This is a genomic window from Mucilaginibacter defluvii (assembly GCF_039543225.1).
In the GTDB taxonomy this organism is placed as follows: domain Bacteria; phylum Bacteroidota; class Bacteroidia; order Sphingobacteriales; family Sphingobacteriaceae; genus Mucilaginibacter; species Mucilaginibacter defluvii.
This window is the reverse complement of sequence record NZ_BAABJI010000001.1, coordinates 777,387-793,007: the sequence shown is the minus strand read 5'-3', so window position 1 is coordinate 793,007 and position 15,621 is coordinate 777,387. Positions and strand designations below refer to the sequence as shown.

14 protein-coding genes are annotated in these 15,621 nt (G+C 45.1%); 10 read left to right on the top strand and 4 right to left on the bottom strand.

Annotated features, from left to right (window positions below; genetic code table 11):
- Positions 1-16 precede the first annotated feature (16 nt).
- Together ABD960_RS03510 and ABD960_RS03505 are read left to right on the top strand one after the other, a co-directional pair.
- Positions 17-358, top strand: a complete 342-nt coding sequence (locus ABD960_RS03510; RefSeq protein ID WP_345329504.1) for a response regulator transcription factor — start codon at positions 17-19, stop codon at positions 356-358.
- A 44-nt stretch (positions 359-402) separates the two neighbouring features.
- Positions 403-858 (top strand): DUF2147 domain-containing protein, encoded by a 456-nt coding sequence (locus ABD960_RS03505; protein WP_345329503.1) that lies wholly within the window; start codon positions 403-405, stop codon positions 856-858.
- Between the two features lie 93 nt (positions 859-951).
- Here the strand turns inward: ABD960_RS03505 and ABD960_RS03500 are convergent, their stop codons facing one another.
- The gene (locus ABD960_RS03500) at positions 952-1,521 is read right to left on the bottom strand and encodes a YceI family protein (RefSeq protein ID WP_345329502.1); all 570 of its coding nucleotides are present in this window, start codon (positions 1,519-1,521) and stop codon (positions 952-954) included.
- 315 nt (positions 1,522-1,836) lie between these two features.
- Between ABD960_RS03500 and ABD960_RS03495 the strand changes: the two genes are divergently transcribed.
- Positions 1,837-4,713, top strand: coding sequence for a T9SS type A sorting domain-containing protein (locus tag ABD960_RS03495; RefSeq protein ID WP_345329501.1), 2,877 nt, complete (start codon positions 1,837-1,839; stop codon positions 4,711-4,713).
- A gap of 14 nt (positions 4,714-4,727) precedes the next feature.
- Here ABD960_RS03495 and ABD960_RS03490 read toward each other — a convergent pair whose 3' ends face one another.
- Both ABD960_RS03490 and trxA read right to left on the bottom strand, forming a co-directional pair.
- Positions 4,728-4,874 (bottom strand): hypothetical protein, encoded by a 147-nt coding sequence (locus ABD960_RS03490; protein WP_345329500.1) that lies wholly within the window; start codon positions 4,872-4,874, stop codon positions 4,728-4,730.
- A gap of 90 nt (positions 4,875-4,964) precedes the next feature.
- Positions 4,965-5,261: a thioredoxin gene (gene trxA / locus ABD960_RS03485; RefSeq protein ID WP_345329499.1), complete on the bottom strand. Its 297-nt coding sequence runs from the start codon at positions 5,259-5,261 to the stop codon at positions 4,965-4,967.
- 149 nt (positions 5,262-5,410) lie between these two features.
- Here trxA and ABD960_RS03480 point away from each other — a divergent pair, with 149 nt between their 5' ends.
- The 6 genes from ABD960_RS03480 (at position 5,411) to ABD960_RS03455 (ending at position 10,685) form a co-directional block, all read left to right on the top strand.
- On the top strand, positions 5,411-5,977 hold the full coding sequence (locus tag ABD960_RS03480) for a hypothetical protein (RefSeq protein WP_345329498.1): 567 nt from the start codon (positions 5,411-5,413) through the stop codon (positions 5,975-5,977).
- Positions 5,978-6,063: 86 nt separating this feature from the next.
- The gene (locus ABD960_RS03475) at positions 6,064-6,936 is read left to right on the top strand and encodes an AraC family transcriptional regulator (protein WP_345329497.1); all 873 of its coding nucleotides are present in this window, start codon (positions 6,064-6,066) and stop codon (positions 6,934-6,936) included.
- A 5-nt stretch (positions 6,937-6,941) separates the two neighbouring features.
- Complete coding sequence (locus ABD960_RS03470) at positions 6,942-7,391, top strand: DUF983 domain-containing protein (RefSeq protein WP_345329496.1); 450 nt, start codon at positions 6,942-6,944, stop codon at positions 7,389-7,391.
- 262 nt (positions 7,392-7,653) lie between these two features.
- Positions 7,654-8,001: a hypothetical protein gene (locus tag ABD960_RS03465; RefSeq protein ID WP_345329495.1), complete on the top strand. Its 348-nt coding sequence runs from the start codon at positions 7,654-7,656 to the stop codon at positions 7,999-8,001.
- A 151-nt stretch (positions 8,002-8,152) separates the two neighbouring features.
- Positions 8,153-9,409, top strand: coding sequence for a metallophosphoesterase (locus ABD960_RS03460; protein ID WP_345329494.1), 1,257 nt, complete (start codon positions 8,153-8,155; stop codon positions 9,407-9,409).
- A gap of 622 nt (positions 9,410-10,031) precedes the next feature.
- A complete protein-coding gene (locus ABD960_RS03455; RefSeq protein WP_345329492.1) occupies positions 10,032-10,685 on the top strand; it encodes an HAD family hydrolase in 654 nt (217 codons plus the stop codon).
- A gap of 59 nt (positions 10,686-10,744) precedes the next feature.
- Here ABD960_RS03455 and ABD960_RS03450 read toward each other — a convergent pair whose 3' ends face one another.
- The gene (locus ABD960_RS03450; RefSeq protein WP_345329491.1) at positions 10,745-13,795 is read right to left on the bottom strand and encodes a glycosyltransferase family 117 protein; all 3,051 of its coding nucleotides are present in this window, start codon (positions 13,793-13,795) and stop codon (positions 10,745-10,747) included.
- Positions 13,796-13,950: 155 nt separating this feature from the next.
- On the opposite strand from ABD960_RS03450, the gene ABD960_RS03445 reads away from it, so the two are divergent.
- On the top strand, positions 13,951-15,558 hold the full coding sequence (locus ABD960_RS03445; RefSeq protein ID WP_345329490.1) for a capsule assembly Wzi family protein: 1,608 nt from the start codon (positions 13,951-13,953) through the stop codon (positions 15,556-15,558).
- The last annotated feature ends 63 nt before the right edge of the window (positions 15,559-15,621 follow it).

Here is a 15,621-nt window from a genome sequence, read left to right as displayed (position 1 = left end):
TAAGCATAAAAAGATAATGATAGCAGACGATGATCCGGGCATTGTAGACGCCGTTGAGATGCTGCTTGAATTTGAAGGATATACCGTTACATCAACCGTTGAGGGTTCATCGGTACTTGCACTCCATGAAAACCTGCCCGACCTGTTGTTACTTGATATATGGATGAGCGGTGAGGACGGACGCGACATTTGCCGCAGCCTTAAAGCCGACGTTATCAAGAAGCATATCCCGGTGATCATGATATCGGCTAGTAAGGATATTAAGGATTCGGCGCTTGAGGCCGGTGCCGATGATTTTCTGGCAAAGCCTTTTGAGATGAATGATCTGCTCGGGAAAATTGAAGCGCTTATTAAGTAACCGTACTTACTGATGCTTATTATTGCAGGTTTAATACCTACCGCATGTTAAAAGCCTTTTTAATAACAAGTTTGTTGCTGCTGGCTGCACCCCATAAACCGGCAATTAAAGCCGTACAGGCTGATGGCGACGCCATTTTAGGTAAGTGGACGTCGGAAGATCAGAAATTGGTGGTGGAAATGTACCGCTCAGGCGAGGAGTACCGCGGCAAGATGGTTTGGTTTAAGGACGACGAGAGCAAACCGATGAACGAGTGGACCGATAAGCATAACCCGGATGAAAAACTACGCGGCCGCAAGTTATTAGGCATGGATGTAGTTACCGGTTTAAAATATGATCCCGAAGATAAAAGCTACGATGAAGGCCACATTTACGAAGCCAAAAGCGGTAAAACATGGAACGCCACTGCCAAACTCGCCGGCAACGATGTATTGAAAGTTAAAGGCTATTGGCACATGAAATTTATCGGGCGCACTATGATCTTTAAGCGGATGAAGTAAACGCCGAAACTAAAAATTTAAAAACAAACAAAAAGCGCCGCATGATTAACTCACGCGGCGCTTTTGTTATATATTATTAAGATAACCGGCAAATTAGGCTTTGCCAAACTCGCCGTTACCTTTAAATTCAACTTCTTCGCTTACTACGGCTGCAGGTACTGAACCTACACCAAAGTCGGTACGTTTAATGGTACCACTAACCTGAAAACCGGCAACATCTTTCTTGGTCATCGGGCTAACTTTTGCACCACGGAACCAAAGGTCAAGCGTAACCGGTTTGGTAACACCGTGCATAGTTAAGTTACCGGCTACTTTAAATTTACCGGCACCTGCAGGCGTAATTTTAGTGCTCTTGAATGATATCGTAGGGTATTTCTCCGCGTCAAAAAAGTCGGCGCTTTTCAGGTGGCCATCACGTTTTTCGTTATCCGTGTCAACTGACGCTACCTGGGCGGTAAAATCAAACTTAGCATCGCTAAAGTCGGCTTTTGACGAAGTGATGGTAGCATCAAAATCTTTAAAACGGCCGTCAACGTCTGAAAGCATCATGTGCGTAGTGCTGAATTTCAGGTTAGCGTGCGATTTGTCAAGTTTCCAGGTTGATTGCGCAAAAACAGCAGTTTGCATTAAAACGGCTGCTAAAAGGATCATTGTTTTTTTCATCGTGTTAATATTGTTATGGTGTTAATTACTTGTTTTGATGCACAAATGTAGCAATAGGTTTAAGCTTTGTAAAAACATTTGTTTAAACATGTATTATATTACAAATTGATGATATTCAATTTAACGCATTTTGAGCACAAGAACCAATGAGCAAATATTAATTTGTAAGCAATATAAAATACCTTGTAAAAAATAATTATCGCAATCATAAAATCCTACAACCTTTGTGTTTTAACATCGTATAAGTGCATATCCCTAATTAATAATTGGCTAACCGGCATAAACGCTTGCCCGGCGCCAGATAAAGTATTGGTTATGAATTGGTGTGTATTCTCTGCTTGTAAAAATGTAAAGGCAATTTTAACCGTAATATTGCTTTCATTTTCTCTTTCGGTATCAGCCCAAATTACTGCCGGGCGCATACAGGTATCATCCGTATCGACAAATAAAAATACCGGTCAAAATTATTCGGCCTGGTTAAGTGACAGCCTTGACGTGCTTGTGCCCGAAGCCTGGGAAAACAACTTTGTTTATGCCGATGTAATGCTGAGGTTTAAATACCACAGCCGCATATCGCAAATAAAACTGTACGATTTTACGGGCGTATTTGAAGATAAACCCGCCGAGATATATGCGCTAAACGGCACCGAACGCACACTGCTGGGCTACTTTACCGGGCCTGCTTATGGCATTTTTCAAACCATTGATTTGCCTGCCGAAGTTGAGGCTGATGCCATAATTGTACATAAATACAGCAATAATATACCGCAAAAGGTATTTGCTTACGGCGTTGAAGACAGTACCCGCGCAACATCACCCGCTATTGAGCTGGTGGCCGAAAATATTGGCAGCAACCCGACTACACCAAGTAATCCACCCGTTACTGAACCCGCCGACGGCTACGTAAAAATACCTTTAGAGCTAAGCCGCTGGTACCAGTTAAATAATGTAAGCGACGGATTGAACCGGTTATTTGACGGTATTACAGATGCCGAAGTAACTACCGGCTGGGGTAAATTATTTAATAATTACGATGCTTATTACCCGGTGCCTGAAGGGCAGCATATTGATATTGCCAAGCTAAAGTTTTTTAACTACACCGGTGGCCTTGGCGACTACCCGTTAACCGTATCCGTAATTGATAGCCTGGGGCAACGCAAAACCATCGGTACTTACCGTGGCGGATACTGGAACCGTTGGGTTGGCCCCTACCCTGAACGCGCCGACCAGTTTTTGCTGGATACCATTGCTACCAACGTAAAATATATCGTGCTTAACTGCTGGTACCAGTTCCCTACCGAGATTGAGTTTTACGGTAATTACACCGCTGGCCCTTCTGCCCCTGTATCGCAACCTACCGACCCGGAAAATCCCGCAATCGCCGGTTATCCGCTCAAAAATTTTATGGGAGTTAACGCCTTTGAGTGGGATTTTGAGGATCCGGTTAATCCTTTCGTGGTAGAAAGCAAGCGTCTTGCGGCCATGCGCACCTTCTCGCAAATCAGGCATTATATGGATTGGGAAAAACTCGAATCACAGCAGGGTGGCTTTACCTATGCCCCAACCCACAGCGGCGGCTGGAATTATGACGCCATGTATAAAGCCTGCTACGAAAATAATATTATGGTACTGGCTGACCTGAAAACTTTACCAAACTGGCTGCTGCAATCGTACCCTGAGGATCAGCGCGATACCGAAAACATACCGGTAAAATTCGGCGCTAACTATTCTGATCCAAAATCATATATCGAGCAGGCACGGGTGGCGTTTCAATACGCGGCAAGGTACGGTGGTAACCGCTCTGTAAACAAAAGTCTGCTATCGGTTAACAGCTCTCCCCGCTGGACGGACGACCCGGTCAACACCGTGCGCGTGGGCCTTAACTATATTAAATACATTGAGTGTGATAACGAGCGCGATAAATGGTGGAAAGGCCGCAAAGCCTACCAAACCGCCTATGAGTATGCTGCCAACTTATCAGCATTTTATGATGGGCACAAAAATACAATGGGCCCCGGTGTAGGTGTAAAAAATGCTGATCCGAACATGAAGGTAGTAATGGGAGGCCTCGCATCGGCCAACCCCGAGTATGTGATGGGCATGATTGAGTGGTGCCGCATAAACCGTGGCTACAAGGCTGACGGCTCCGTAAACCTTTGCTGGGACATTATCAACTATCACTGGTACTCACACGATGCAGAGATGATACCCAATTCGGTACCTACACGCGGCATGGCACCTGAGGTGAACAACACCCTGCAAAAAGCCAGAGACTTTGTTAACATCGCTAAAAAATATTGCAACAATATGCCCGTTTGGGTTACCGAGGCAGGTTATGATGTTCACCCAAACAGCCCGATACGCGCCATTCCTATCGGCAACAAAACCATTGAGCAAACCCAGGCCGACTGGATTTTACGCACCGCTTTTTTGTACGCCCGCAGTGGAGTTGAACGGCTGTTTTTTTACCAGGCTTATGATGACAATATTGAAAGCCCGGTGCAATACAGTTCGTCGGGCCTGCTTAACCCTAACCGCTCGCGTAAATTGGCCGCTGAATACATCAATCAGTTTAACAAAGCTTTTGGTAAATATACTTATGCCGAATCGTTAAGCAGCAAGCCGGTGGTTGACCGTTACGAGGCAGACGGCGAATCGGCCTACGTATTGTACATACCCGACGAAAAGGGCCTTACCGGTAAAGATACGCTTAACCTGCCCGGCGTTGATTCAGTGCGCATTTATACACCACAGGCGGGCGGCCTCGGTATCGCCAAGCGTAAAATAACCAATGGGCAGTGCATCCTGAACATCAGCGAAACACCGATTTTTGTGGTTCCGGTACCTAAACCTAACGTTACGGGTAACGCGCTTATGTCGTTAAAACAGGGAATTGGCGCCGCATCTAAACCTGATACTGCAGTCACTCAACAGGGCTATACGATTAACCTGTTTCCCAATCCGTCGGTTAATTATGTAAACGTAAGCTTTAGCAACAACAGCAACAACAAGGTAAATATCAGCCTTGCCGATGCCGTTAGCGGAAGAGTGTACAGTAATCATGAATTTAATAAGACAGGTAGCGACTTTTCGCAGACTATTGACATCAGTAAAATGCCCTTAGGTGTTTGCCTGGTGATGATTAAACAGGATGATAAAACGGTAGTTAAACGGGTAATTAAAACAAATTAAACTGTTATTGAGGTTTAGTTGAAGTGACCAAAGGATGCGTAAAGTGTATATAACGGCACAAACAACAAAAAAAACACCCTTGCCATTTGCTGTTTGTTGCCGTTGCCCTCAACCAATACATTGTAAAGGTCAGTGCGTATCATATTGAATTTAGCTTTCATATTGTGTAAGTTTTATACACAATAGAGGCACGCTGCCTACAAAGGTTTAAGCAGGCTAAGTAACTGTTTAATTACAACGCTGATAATTAATCAAATAAACTGATTAAGTACCTGCTCCAGCTGGCTGGCCTGTACAACGCCTGACTGGCGCCATTTGCTTTCGCTGTTTTTAAATACCATCAGCGTAGGCACACTTTGAATGTTGTAGGCATTGGCTACCGAAGGATTCTTGTCCACATCAATTTTAATGATGGTTACCTTCTCGCCCATGGCGTTTTTTAATTGTTGTAATATCGGCGGCATCATTTTACACGGGCCGCACCACTCGGCTGAAAAATCAATGAGCACCGGTTTATCTGATGCGATGATGTCTTGAAAGTTTGCCATGATCTTTATAATCTAACTAATGTAACAACAGTGTGCACATGCACTTGTTTAGGCCGATTATTTATTAAATGTCAAAAAAAATGGCTGTATTTGCAACCATCATAGAATTAACATCGTCTTGATGATGTACAAACCAAAAACCCGGTAAAATGCAATTTAAAACTTACAATACCACTTTATTCTTTAAAACCTTTTTGATGATGCTGATCGTCTCTGTTACCTTATCAGCGCAAGCACAGAAAATAAAAACGATAGGTAATAAATTACGATCAGGTTCATCAAACAACACGTTTGGCGCCGTTAAAGGCGGCGAAGTAGGCATAAAAATGAAAGCCGGTAAAAAACCTGTAAAACTGCTCAAGCTTACTTTTAATGTAGATAATCGCCAGCAGGACAGTCTGCCTTTTAAGGTAAACGTTTACCCGTTTACCGATGAAAAAGCTGGCGAAAACCTGGTTAAGCAGGAAATAACCAGCGCAATGGCACCAGGCAAATCACGCCCGGTTATCGATCTGGCACCTTATGACATTCAGGTAAGCGGCGATATATTGGTTAGCATAGAATGGTTAAAGACCTCGCCGGGTATGGAAACAGCTTTCTCTATCGGCTTGTTTAACGGCGGTACCTATCATAAAGATTCTGCAACGAGTGACTGGGAGAAGATACCTGTGGCCGGTATTGACTTTAATATGCAGGTAATGGAGATCAAAAAATAATGGAACATTTTACTTATCTGTAAAAAGTACCACACCTTAGTTATTTATCACCATTGCAGGTGGCATATAACCGCTACTTTTGTAGTATGATTAGCGGCTACCCCATATATGACATTTGTACATTGAGCGGCCACCAGGAGCATGATTTGCTGGCTGACCGTTTTGCCGGTTACCTCAAAAAGCACGACAAGCTGCATTTTCCGCATAAGCACAGCTTTTATCATTTGGTATACTTTACTAAAGGCGGCGGCACCCATGTTATCGACTTTGAAACCTATGACGTAAAACCCGGCCAGATATATTTTATGGTGCCCGGCCAGGTACATAGCTGGTTTTTTGAGGGGGAGATAGACGGTTATATCATCAATTTTTCGCAGGCATTTTTCACCTCATATTTACTCAGGCCGGATTACCTGGAACAGTTACCTTTTTTAAGCGGCAACCCCGATGATGCGGTATTACAGCTTACTCCACAAACAAAAAGTACTGTTGAGGCCTTGTTTGAAAACGTGGTGAACGAGGGCGCCGGTACCGACCGCTACCGTTTTGATATGATACGCACAGCGATGATTCGTATTTTTACATTGGTAGCACGCGAGCATAAAAAACACGCCGAAGCCGCAACGCCTACCTATAACAAAACCCTGCTGGCTAACTTTAAACGGCTGATTGAGCAGCATTACAACATGCTTAAACTACCCAAAGATTACGCGGCCATGCTGTACATTACGCCTAACCACCTTAATGCTTTGTGTAACGATATGCTGGGTATATCCGCAGGTGAGGTAATACGTAACAGGGTAGTATTGGAGGCTAAGCGTATGCTGATTAACCCCAAGCTTACCGTTGCCGATATTGGCGGCAGGCTTGGGTTTGCTGACAACTCATACTTTACCCGTTTTTTTAAAAAACAAGCCGGCCTAACACCCGAAGAATTTCGTAAAAACTTTAAAAACTAGATACCATGGCAACCCAAACATCAAAAAACGATACTAAATATATACCTCAGTTTGGCGCATTTTTAAAAGCTAAATGCCCGAGATGCCGCCGTGGTAACATGTTTGCCAACAGCATGTATAACCTTACCGGCCAAAACATGTATCAAAGATGCCCCCACTGCGGGCTTACCTTTGAACGCGAACCGGGATATTTTTACGTGGCCATGTATGTAAGCTATGCCATGAACGTTGCAGAGATGGTTACCATAACCGTGGCAACCATTATACTAACCGGCTCTGAGTCGCCGTGGCTATACCTGGGTTTGCTGCTCGGCTCCATACTTGTGCTGGCTCCGTTTAACCTGCGCTTTTCAAGGTTGATCTTACTTTACTGGATGACCCCCGGCGCCAAATATCGCCCCGAACTATCCGGAGATCTGCCGCATAATCACGAACAACATATGCATCAGCATTAAAAAATTTTCAATTTTTCGCCCAATAGCTTCAATTCAAGCATTTCATTTATTATCAAATAATTAGCACAATAAGCGAACGCCACTATCTCAAAAAAAATTAAAACGCCAGGTTGTAAAAAACGGATTTGATTAAACCCTCGCCTTTTTAGTGAGTTTAATATTTAAACAGCCGTCGGCAGGTTTATAATTTTTGCCGATAATGATTGATATTTTTTTAAGAGACCGGCGGCTGTTTACTTATGTTGAACTAAAACTTTGAGAGATGAAAACTTTAAAATTATTTGCCATTGCTGTTTTAACCTTGGGAGCCGTATCAGCAGCTAACGCGCAGGTTCAGGTTAGCGTTAGTGCAAATTTTGGCACACCTGTTAGATATTACGCTCCGCCGGTAGTTTACGAACGCCCGGTGGTGTATGAACGCCCTATAGTTTACCACCCGCGCCCGGTTGTTGTTGAAAGGCCGGTATATTACCGTAGGCCGGCAGTGGTTTACGCTCCTCGTACCGTTATTTACGAACGCCCGGTACGCTACCGTGCAGTTAAATACTATGGCCCTGGTCGTGGCCATGCCTGGGGGCACTATAAACATGGCCGTCATCACCGCCATTAATCATACTAACTGTTGAAAACCCCTTTTAAAAACGAGCTCCGCTTTAAACAGCGGGGCTCGTTTTTTGTTAAGCGTACATTAACAGCGTAATACGCAACTATTTTTACGCTTTAATTACTAATGCTTAGGTAAATTGCGTTAAATATATTATATGCGTAGAGGCGGCTTTTTTCTTTTCTTTCTAATATTCGCGGCAATAAGTTTATTGCTTGACTGGTATGTATTTTCAGGTTTACGCACCCTGTCTGCCGATTGGCAATCGCGCTGGCGCGTGGCTTTGCTATCAACCTTCCTGATATTGTCCATCGGTGTAACGCTCACTTTTGTGATCGGTATTTCATTTACCGACACTTCCCGCGGGCTATCCCAGTTCCACATGTGGTCGCTTAGTGTGTTTATGGCCTTTTTTGTGAGTAAAATAGTGTTTGTAATGGTACTGTCGCTTGGCGACCTTGGTCGTTTTGTGGTGGGTATAGCCTCTAACGCAGGTAAAACAGGTATCGAACAGAGCCGGCCGTACTTCCCCGAAAGGCGCAAATTCATCAGCGAAATAGCGGTGCTGTTAGCGGCGCTACCGTTCAGCGGGTTTTTCTACGCCATGTTTAAGGGCAAGTACGATTATAAGGTACATCGCCATAACGTTTATTTTAAGGGTCTGCCTGAAGCGTTTGACGGCTTTACCATCACGCAGCTATCTGATATTCATGCAGGCAGTTTTGATAACGCTGATGCTGTGCAAAAAGGCATTGATAAAGTAATTGAGTTAAACAGCGACCTGTTTGTTTTCACCGGGGACTTAGTAAATAATACTGCTAACGAGATTGAGCCTTACATTGGCCGCTTTGGCAAAATCAAAGCTAAATATGGCCAATACTCTATTTTGGGTAATCATGATTATGCGGATTACATACAGTGGGACAGCCCGAAAGCTAAAGAAGAAAACCTGGATACCCTAAAACAGCATCATAAAGAAATGGGCTTCCGCCTGATGCTGGACGAAAACATTACCCTTGAAAAGGACGGACAAAAGCTGCACCTTGTAGGTGTACAAAACTGGGGGCATGATTTTATAAAGGTGGGTGATTTGGATAAGGCGCTTAAGGATTTGAGCAAAGATGATTTCAAAGTACTTCTCTCCCACGACCCAACCCACTGGGAACATGTAGTGCGTTATCACGAAAACCCGGTACATTTAACCCTTTCGGGACATACGCATGGGGCGCAGTTTGGTATCGAGGCGCCCGGCTTCCGCTGGAGCCCGGTTAAATACCGCTACCTGCAATGGGCAGGCTTTGCCAAACAGCACGACCGCAAATTGTACGTCAACCGCGGCTTCGGCTTCCTGGCTTTCACCGGCAGACTGGGTATTTGGCCGGAAATTACGGTGCTGACGTTGAAGAAAGGGTAAATCAAAAAATCTTTAACTGACTATACAAATAACGATCAAACAAAGGCACAAACCGCTAATAATCATAATACCGGCCTCTTAATTTTCGGGTAGCACTGATGATGCATTGCCTTTAATAGAAAATTAAAAAGCCGGCGATTTTTGCTTCTTTTGATCGCTCAAAAGAAATTCAGGACAGGTAATAAACTGTGCTTTTACGAATGGTACTGCGAAGATCAAGAGCTAATGCTATTACCATTGTCAGTCTGCTCTTGACCGCAGAGGCCAGTTACTTTATCTTAGATACAAAGTAACCAAACATCAAGCCGGAAAAAACCTTCAGCCGCACAGGCTATACCCCCGGCCCGGTTTTCCGGCAGGCCTACGCTTGTTTGACCCCTCCTAAATCCTCCCCGAGTGGGAGGACTTGAAAAGAAAAAAGTGGTCATTTTGAACAAGGTACAACGAAAAATCTGTCGTCTGATTATGAACGCAGGCAGATATCTCGCTATCGCTCGATATGACAAGATAGTAATCAATCGAAAGTTGTCATTTTTTCCTCGTCGAATGACAAAATGCATCAACAACACCATTGCATTTTTCAGACAATAAGCACCCTTGCTTTTATTACCTTTGCCAACCTATGGCAGATACTTCAGCATCATTGAAAAATAAATACGACAGCATAATTTTTGACCTCGACGGCACCCTTTGGGATAGCACCGCTAACGTAGCCGTGGCCTGGCAAACGGCCAAGCAAAAGGTTGATTTTATAAAAGATGATATTACCCAGGCAGACGTTCGCTCCATTACCGGTATGGCTTACGATGCCATATTTGTTAAGCTGTTGCCTTACCTGGATGATGAAAAACGTAACGAGTTTAAGGCGCATTGCTCGGTAACTGAACTGGAAATACTTAATGAGCTTGGCGGCGAACTTTACCCGCAACTGGAAGAAACCCTGCAATACCTGAAGGCGCGTTATCGCCTGTTTATTGTAAGTAATTGCCAGAACGGTTATGCCGAAACCTTTTTTAACCACAGCAAACTGCGCGATTATTTTGAGGGATTTCAGTGTTACGGCACCAAGGGCCAGCCAAAAGCCGAAAATATAGTGGACGTAGTAAATGACTTTGGGCTGAAAGCGACGGTTTACGTAGGCGATACACAAGGCGATTACGAAGCCACCGTTAAAGCGGGTGTTCCGTTTATTTTTTGCAACTACGGCTTCGGCAAGGTGGAGCGCGGACAGGTAGCCACCATATCAAGCTTTGGCGAACTGGCAGAAATCCTGTAAGGCAAAATTAAAAAATATGGAAAGCGGGCAGTGCAAATCACTACCTGCTTTTGCTTTTATTATTCTACCGGTTGAAGTACGGCCGCGAATTTTCGCTCGTAGATCTTAAGTTGTTTTTCCATCTTCGCGGTAAGCGCATCCTGGTGGGCAGCTTTAGTATAGCGCACCATATTCTGCAAAATGTAAACGCCAAAATTCACCATCCGCAAGTCAACCCGGCCGGGGCTGTCATCGTAAACGGAGGCATTGTGATTTAGTTCATCTGTAAGGTAATCATAGATATCACCAGTAAGCTTATTACCTAACTTAACATCACCTACATGATAAGCCATCTCCGCCATGTGCGATTTACGGTTGGCCACATCCACAAACGGATTCAGGTTTGGCATCACCTCGTCAAACCGGTTGAGCACCTTACGTGCCTTATCTGTTTTACCCTCGGCAATCAGGCCATCGGCCAGGGTTAAAAATGTAGTAGTTAACGCAGGGTAAAACATCGTTACCGATTGCTCATCCAAAAACCGCGCGTGTTTAAAGTTTCCGAATCTGAACTTATTCATCACGTTATCAAACATCACCGCGGTATTCACTTTGGCACTCTGATCCTGCAGCGAGGTATCAGGCTTTAACGGTAACAGGCGGTAAGTAAATCCCTCGCGGTACATATAATCATCCAAACCTATCATGTTACGCGTACCGGCGGTAACGGTGAAACATATTGGCCGTTTCCAGTTGTTATGAGCCAGTATATCCAGCATGGCCAGGTTGTTTTTTATAATCAGGTTTGAGTTATACTGCCAGGTAAGGCTATCAGCCATGTTTTTAGTTTGACCGGCCGTTAAAACCTTGTTTTTGATAACGTCGTCAGGCTTTACGGTTATCTTAAAGTTTTTTGTAGGCAGATAATTAGATACCATGCCGCTCTGATATTCCACATGCGTGCTTGGATCGTCAGATGTGATAAAATCAAATACTTCCTTAACCTCAACATGCCCCGGGATGTGCTCATCGTTATAATAGATCACATCGCGCACGCCTTCTTTATACTTATCAAAAGGCATGGTAATAGGTAGCGGTGCCGACTCGTTCACCTTGTGCTGCATTTGCTTAATTAACCAGTCGCTGGTAAACAGGCTCAGGTTAACCAGGCGCACATCGGGCCTGATGTTCTCTACCTCCTGCGCGTACCATAATGAGTAGGTATCGTTATCGCCATAATTAAACAAGATAGCGTTGGGCGGGCATGATATCAGGTAGTTATACGCCATATCGTGCGCGGTAAGTTTGGTTGAACGGTCGTGCCCGCGCCATTCTTTTGCAGCCATTAGTACCGGGGCACAAAGCAGGCAAAGCGCCATTGCCAATACCGATGCTTGTTTTAGTTTAAAACGCTGCTGCAACATCTCGCTGATGGCCACCACGCCCAAACCTATCCAAATGGCGAAAGCATAGAATGAGCCTACGTAGGAGTAATCGCGCTCGCGCGGCTGTATGGATGGCTGATTGACATATAGCACAATCGCAATACCGGTAAAAAACCACAAAAGGGCAATCACCAGGGCATCGCGCCGGCGGCGCTTAAAATGGTAATACATGCCCAGCAACCCGATGATAAGCGGCAGGCCGTATAAAGGCGCGTACGACGGGCTTTCGGTTACTGATTTAGGCAGATGCTTGCCGCCGTCTAATATACCGCTTGTCCAGTTACCATCTAATGAGGTCATGCTCTGCTGACCGTCCATATCATTATACCGGCCAACAAAATTCCATAAAAAGTAGCGGGCGTACATCTGGTATATCTGCCAGCTGAACATAAAGCCCATGTTATCAATAAAATTCGGCGTGTGGCCTTCATCCATCTGCATCCACTGGCGGTAAAACTGCGGATCGTCGCCGTCATCGCTAAACATGCGCGGAAAGAAGGTGTTATGATCGTAAACCAGCCTTTGCTTGTAGCCCGTTTTCTCATATTTTGTTTCGCCCTTGCGGTAGCGTGCCGCGCCATTTTTTTGGTCGATTGGCTTACCGTCAAAATACGGGCCGTACAGCAGCGGGCTTGGCGAATACTGATCGCGGTTAAGGTAGCTGGCTAAGGTAAATGCGTTATCGGGATGGGTATTGTTTAGTGTCGGGTTAGCTGTTGCCCTTATAGGCACATACATAAAACAGCTGTAGCCCAGGTACAAAAAGGAGAGGCACATCAGCGCCAGATGCACGAAATATTTTTTGTGTTTGATGCTGTACAAAATCCCCCATACAATTGCACTTATCAATATAATAAAAAACACGATAGCGCCGCTGTTAAAGCCCAAGCCCAGGGAGTTTACGAAAAAGAAATCGAACCAGCCGGCAAACTTAACCGTGTACTGAATAATGCCATACTGCACAAAGGCCAGCAGCGTAACGCCTAATAAAAACACCACAAAGGCTTTTTTAAAGGTGACGTTTTTATACCGCCTGAAGTAATACACCATGGTTAGTGCCGGTATGGTAAGCAGGTTAAGCAGGTGTATACCGATAGATAATCCCATTACATAAGCAATGAACACCAGCCAGCGATCGGCACCGGCTTCATCGGCGTGGGCATCCCACTTTAATATGGCCCAGAATACCAAGGCGATACATAACGCCGACAGGGCAAACACGATAGTTTCGACCGCTGAAAACCAAAACGTATCAGAAAAGGCGAAGGCCAGCGCCCCCACCAGTCCGGCTCCCATTATGCTGATGAGCCTTTGGCGCGGCATGGCATCCGTATAGGTTTTGGCGGTTAGCTTTTTAGCTAACGCAGTTATCGTCCAAAATAAAAACATAACCGTGGCTGCGCTTGCAATGGCCGAGCAGAGATTGGTAAAGTACGCCACCTTGGTACGATCACCAAAAGACAGCAGGGAGAACACCTTACCGATCATGGCGAAAAGCGGATAACCCGGCTGGTGCGATACCTGCAAACGATAAGCGCAAGAGATGAATTCGCCGCAATCCCAAAAGCTTACTGATTGCTCGAGGGTGAGCGTGTAGGTAATAGCGGCTATTGTAAAGCACAGCCAACCCAGCAGGTTATTAATTTTATTATAAGGCATGGTGGAGTGATGTAAAAGTTTCTTCAATGCCGTAAATATCCGCTTTTTATAGGGAGTACCACAGGCATTAACTTTTTTTAACAGGAGGTGTTAATTTATGCTAAATACAATTGTAAAAAACCCATTACCTTTTTATACGTTACTGCGTAGATAATTTATATCTTGTACCATAATTACTGTAAATGCAAAACATCTACGCTGCTAAACGCTGTAAACTGATATTGGCCACGGCCGGTGCGTTACTGTGTGCAACATTTGCGCGCGCGCAATCAGTTCAGCTCCCCTATCAGTACCAGTTCTATCAAAAATTTAATGCTGATGTGTACTCCACATCAAACGATATACACACGGCCTTTAAACCGCTGCTGATTGATAGCTCGCTTACCGCAAGGTATGATTCGCTGATGAACTATGGCGCCGATACTAACCGCAGGGGATGGGTTTACCGCAAACTCTTCAGGGAGCATTTGTTTGATGTACGCAAAGCCGATTATACATTTTATGCTGATTACCTGCCCGACCTTGCCATAGGCCGCGACTTTAAAAGCAAGGAAAGCACCTGGCTTAACACCCGCGGTTTTCAATTTGGCGGTACCATAGGCACCAAATTCTCCTTTTACACCAGCGGTTTTGAAAACCAGGGACGCTTTGCGCCGTATATTGACGAGTATGTACGCTCAACCCGTATGATACCCGGCCAGGCGTATGACCGTAAGGGTGGGTTGGAACAAACCAAAGATTGGTCGTACGTAACCGCCGTAATATCATACACGCCCATCAAGCAGCTGAATTTTACTTTAGGCCAGGATAAAAATTTTATAGGTGATGGCTACCGCTCGCTGCTGCTTTCGGATTACGCCACTAATTACCCCTTCTTTCGCGGTACATTAACGCTGGGCCCGGTGCAGTATACCGCCATGTGGGCTTACATGCAGGACAGGCAGGCGCCTAAGTTTGATACCTATGGCGATAACCGCCGCAAGTGGGCCGCGTTCCATTACATCGACTGGACCATCAGCAAGCGTGCGTCGTTAGGGTTTTTCAACGCCTACATAGCATCCGAAGCTGATGATGAAGGCAACCGCCGTGGTTTTGATGTAAACTTTATTAACCCGGTATTCTTCGCCAGCTCAATTGGGCCATCAGGCCAGCCGGGCAACTCCATAGCTGGGTTTAACGGTAAATATAAATTCCTTAACAAGCATGCCGTTTACGCCCAGTTGGTGCTCGACCGTGTGCAGGGCCGCGAAGGCAAGGCGATAACCAGCAAAGGCTGGCAGGCAGGTGTTCGCGGTGCCGACCTGTTTGGCATTCAAAATTTGAATTATTTGGCCGAGTACAATACCGCCCAGCCCTATATGTATACCGGAGCCCAGCGCATGAGCGGCTATACCGCCTTCAGCGAACCGCTGGCACATCCTTTCGGCGCTAATTTTAAAGAGGCGTTGGGTATTATCAACTATTCCGTTGGCCGTTTTGACCTGCAAGGTAAAATGATATATGCTAAATACGGTGTTGACGAAGCCGGCACCGATGATAACTTCGGTAAAAACATATTACGCGGTTTCAACGGCGACCTGATACCGGGCACCGAAACCGGCCAGGGCATCAACACCACCCTAAAATATGCTGAGGGTACTGTGGGCTTTATACTCAACCCGCGTTATAACTTAAAACTGGAAGTTGGCGGCATCTATCGCCAGCGCAGCAACCGTTTAGGCACCTCAAACACAGCAATGCTCAGCATTGGGTTGCGCAGCTCGTTCCGCAACTTATATTCTGATTTCTAATCGATATTATATAAACATTAAAGGCGCTGAACATAATTTCAGCGCCTTTGTTTTTTACAGATA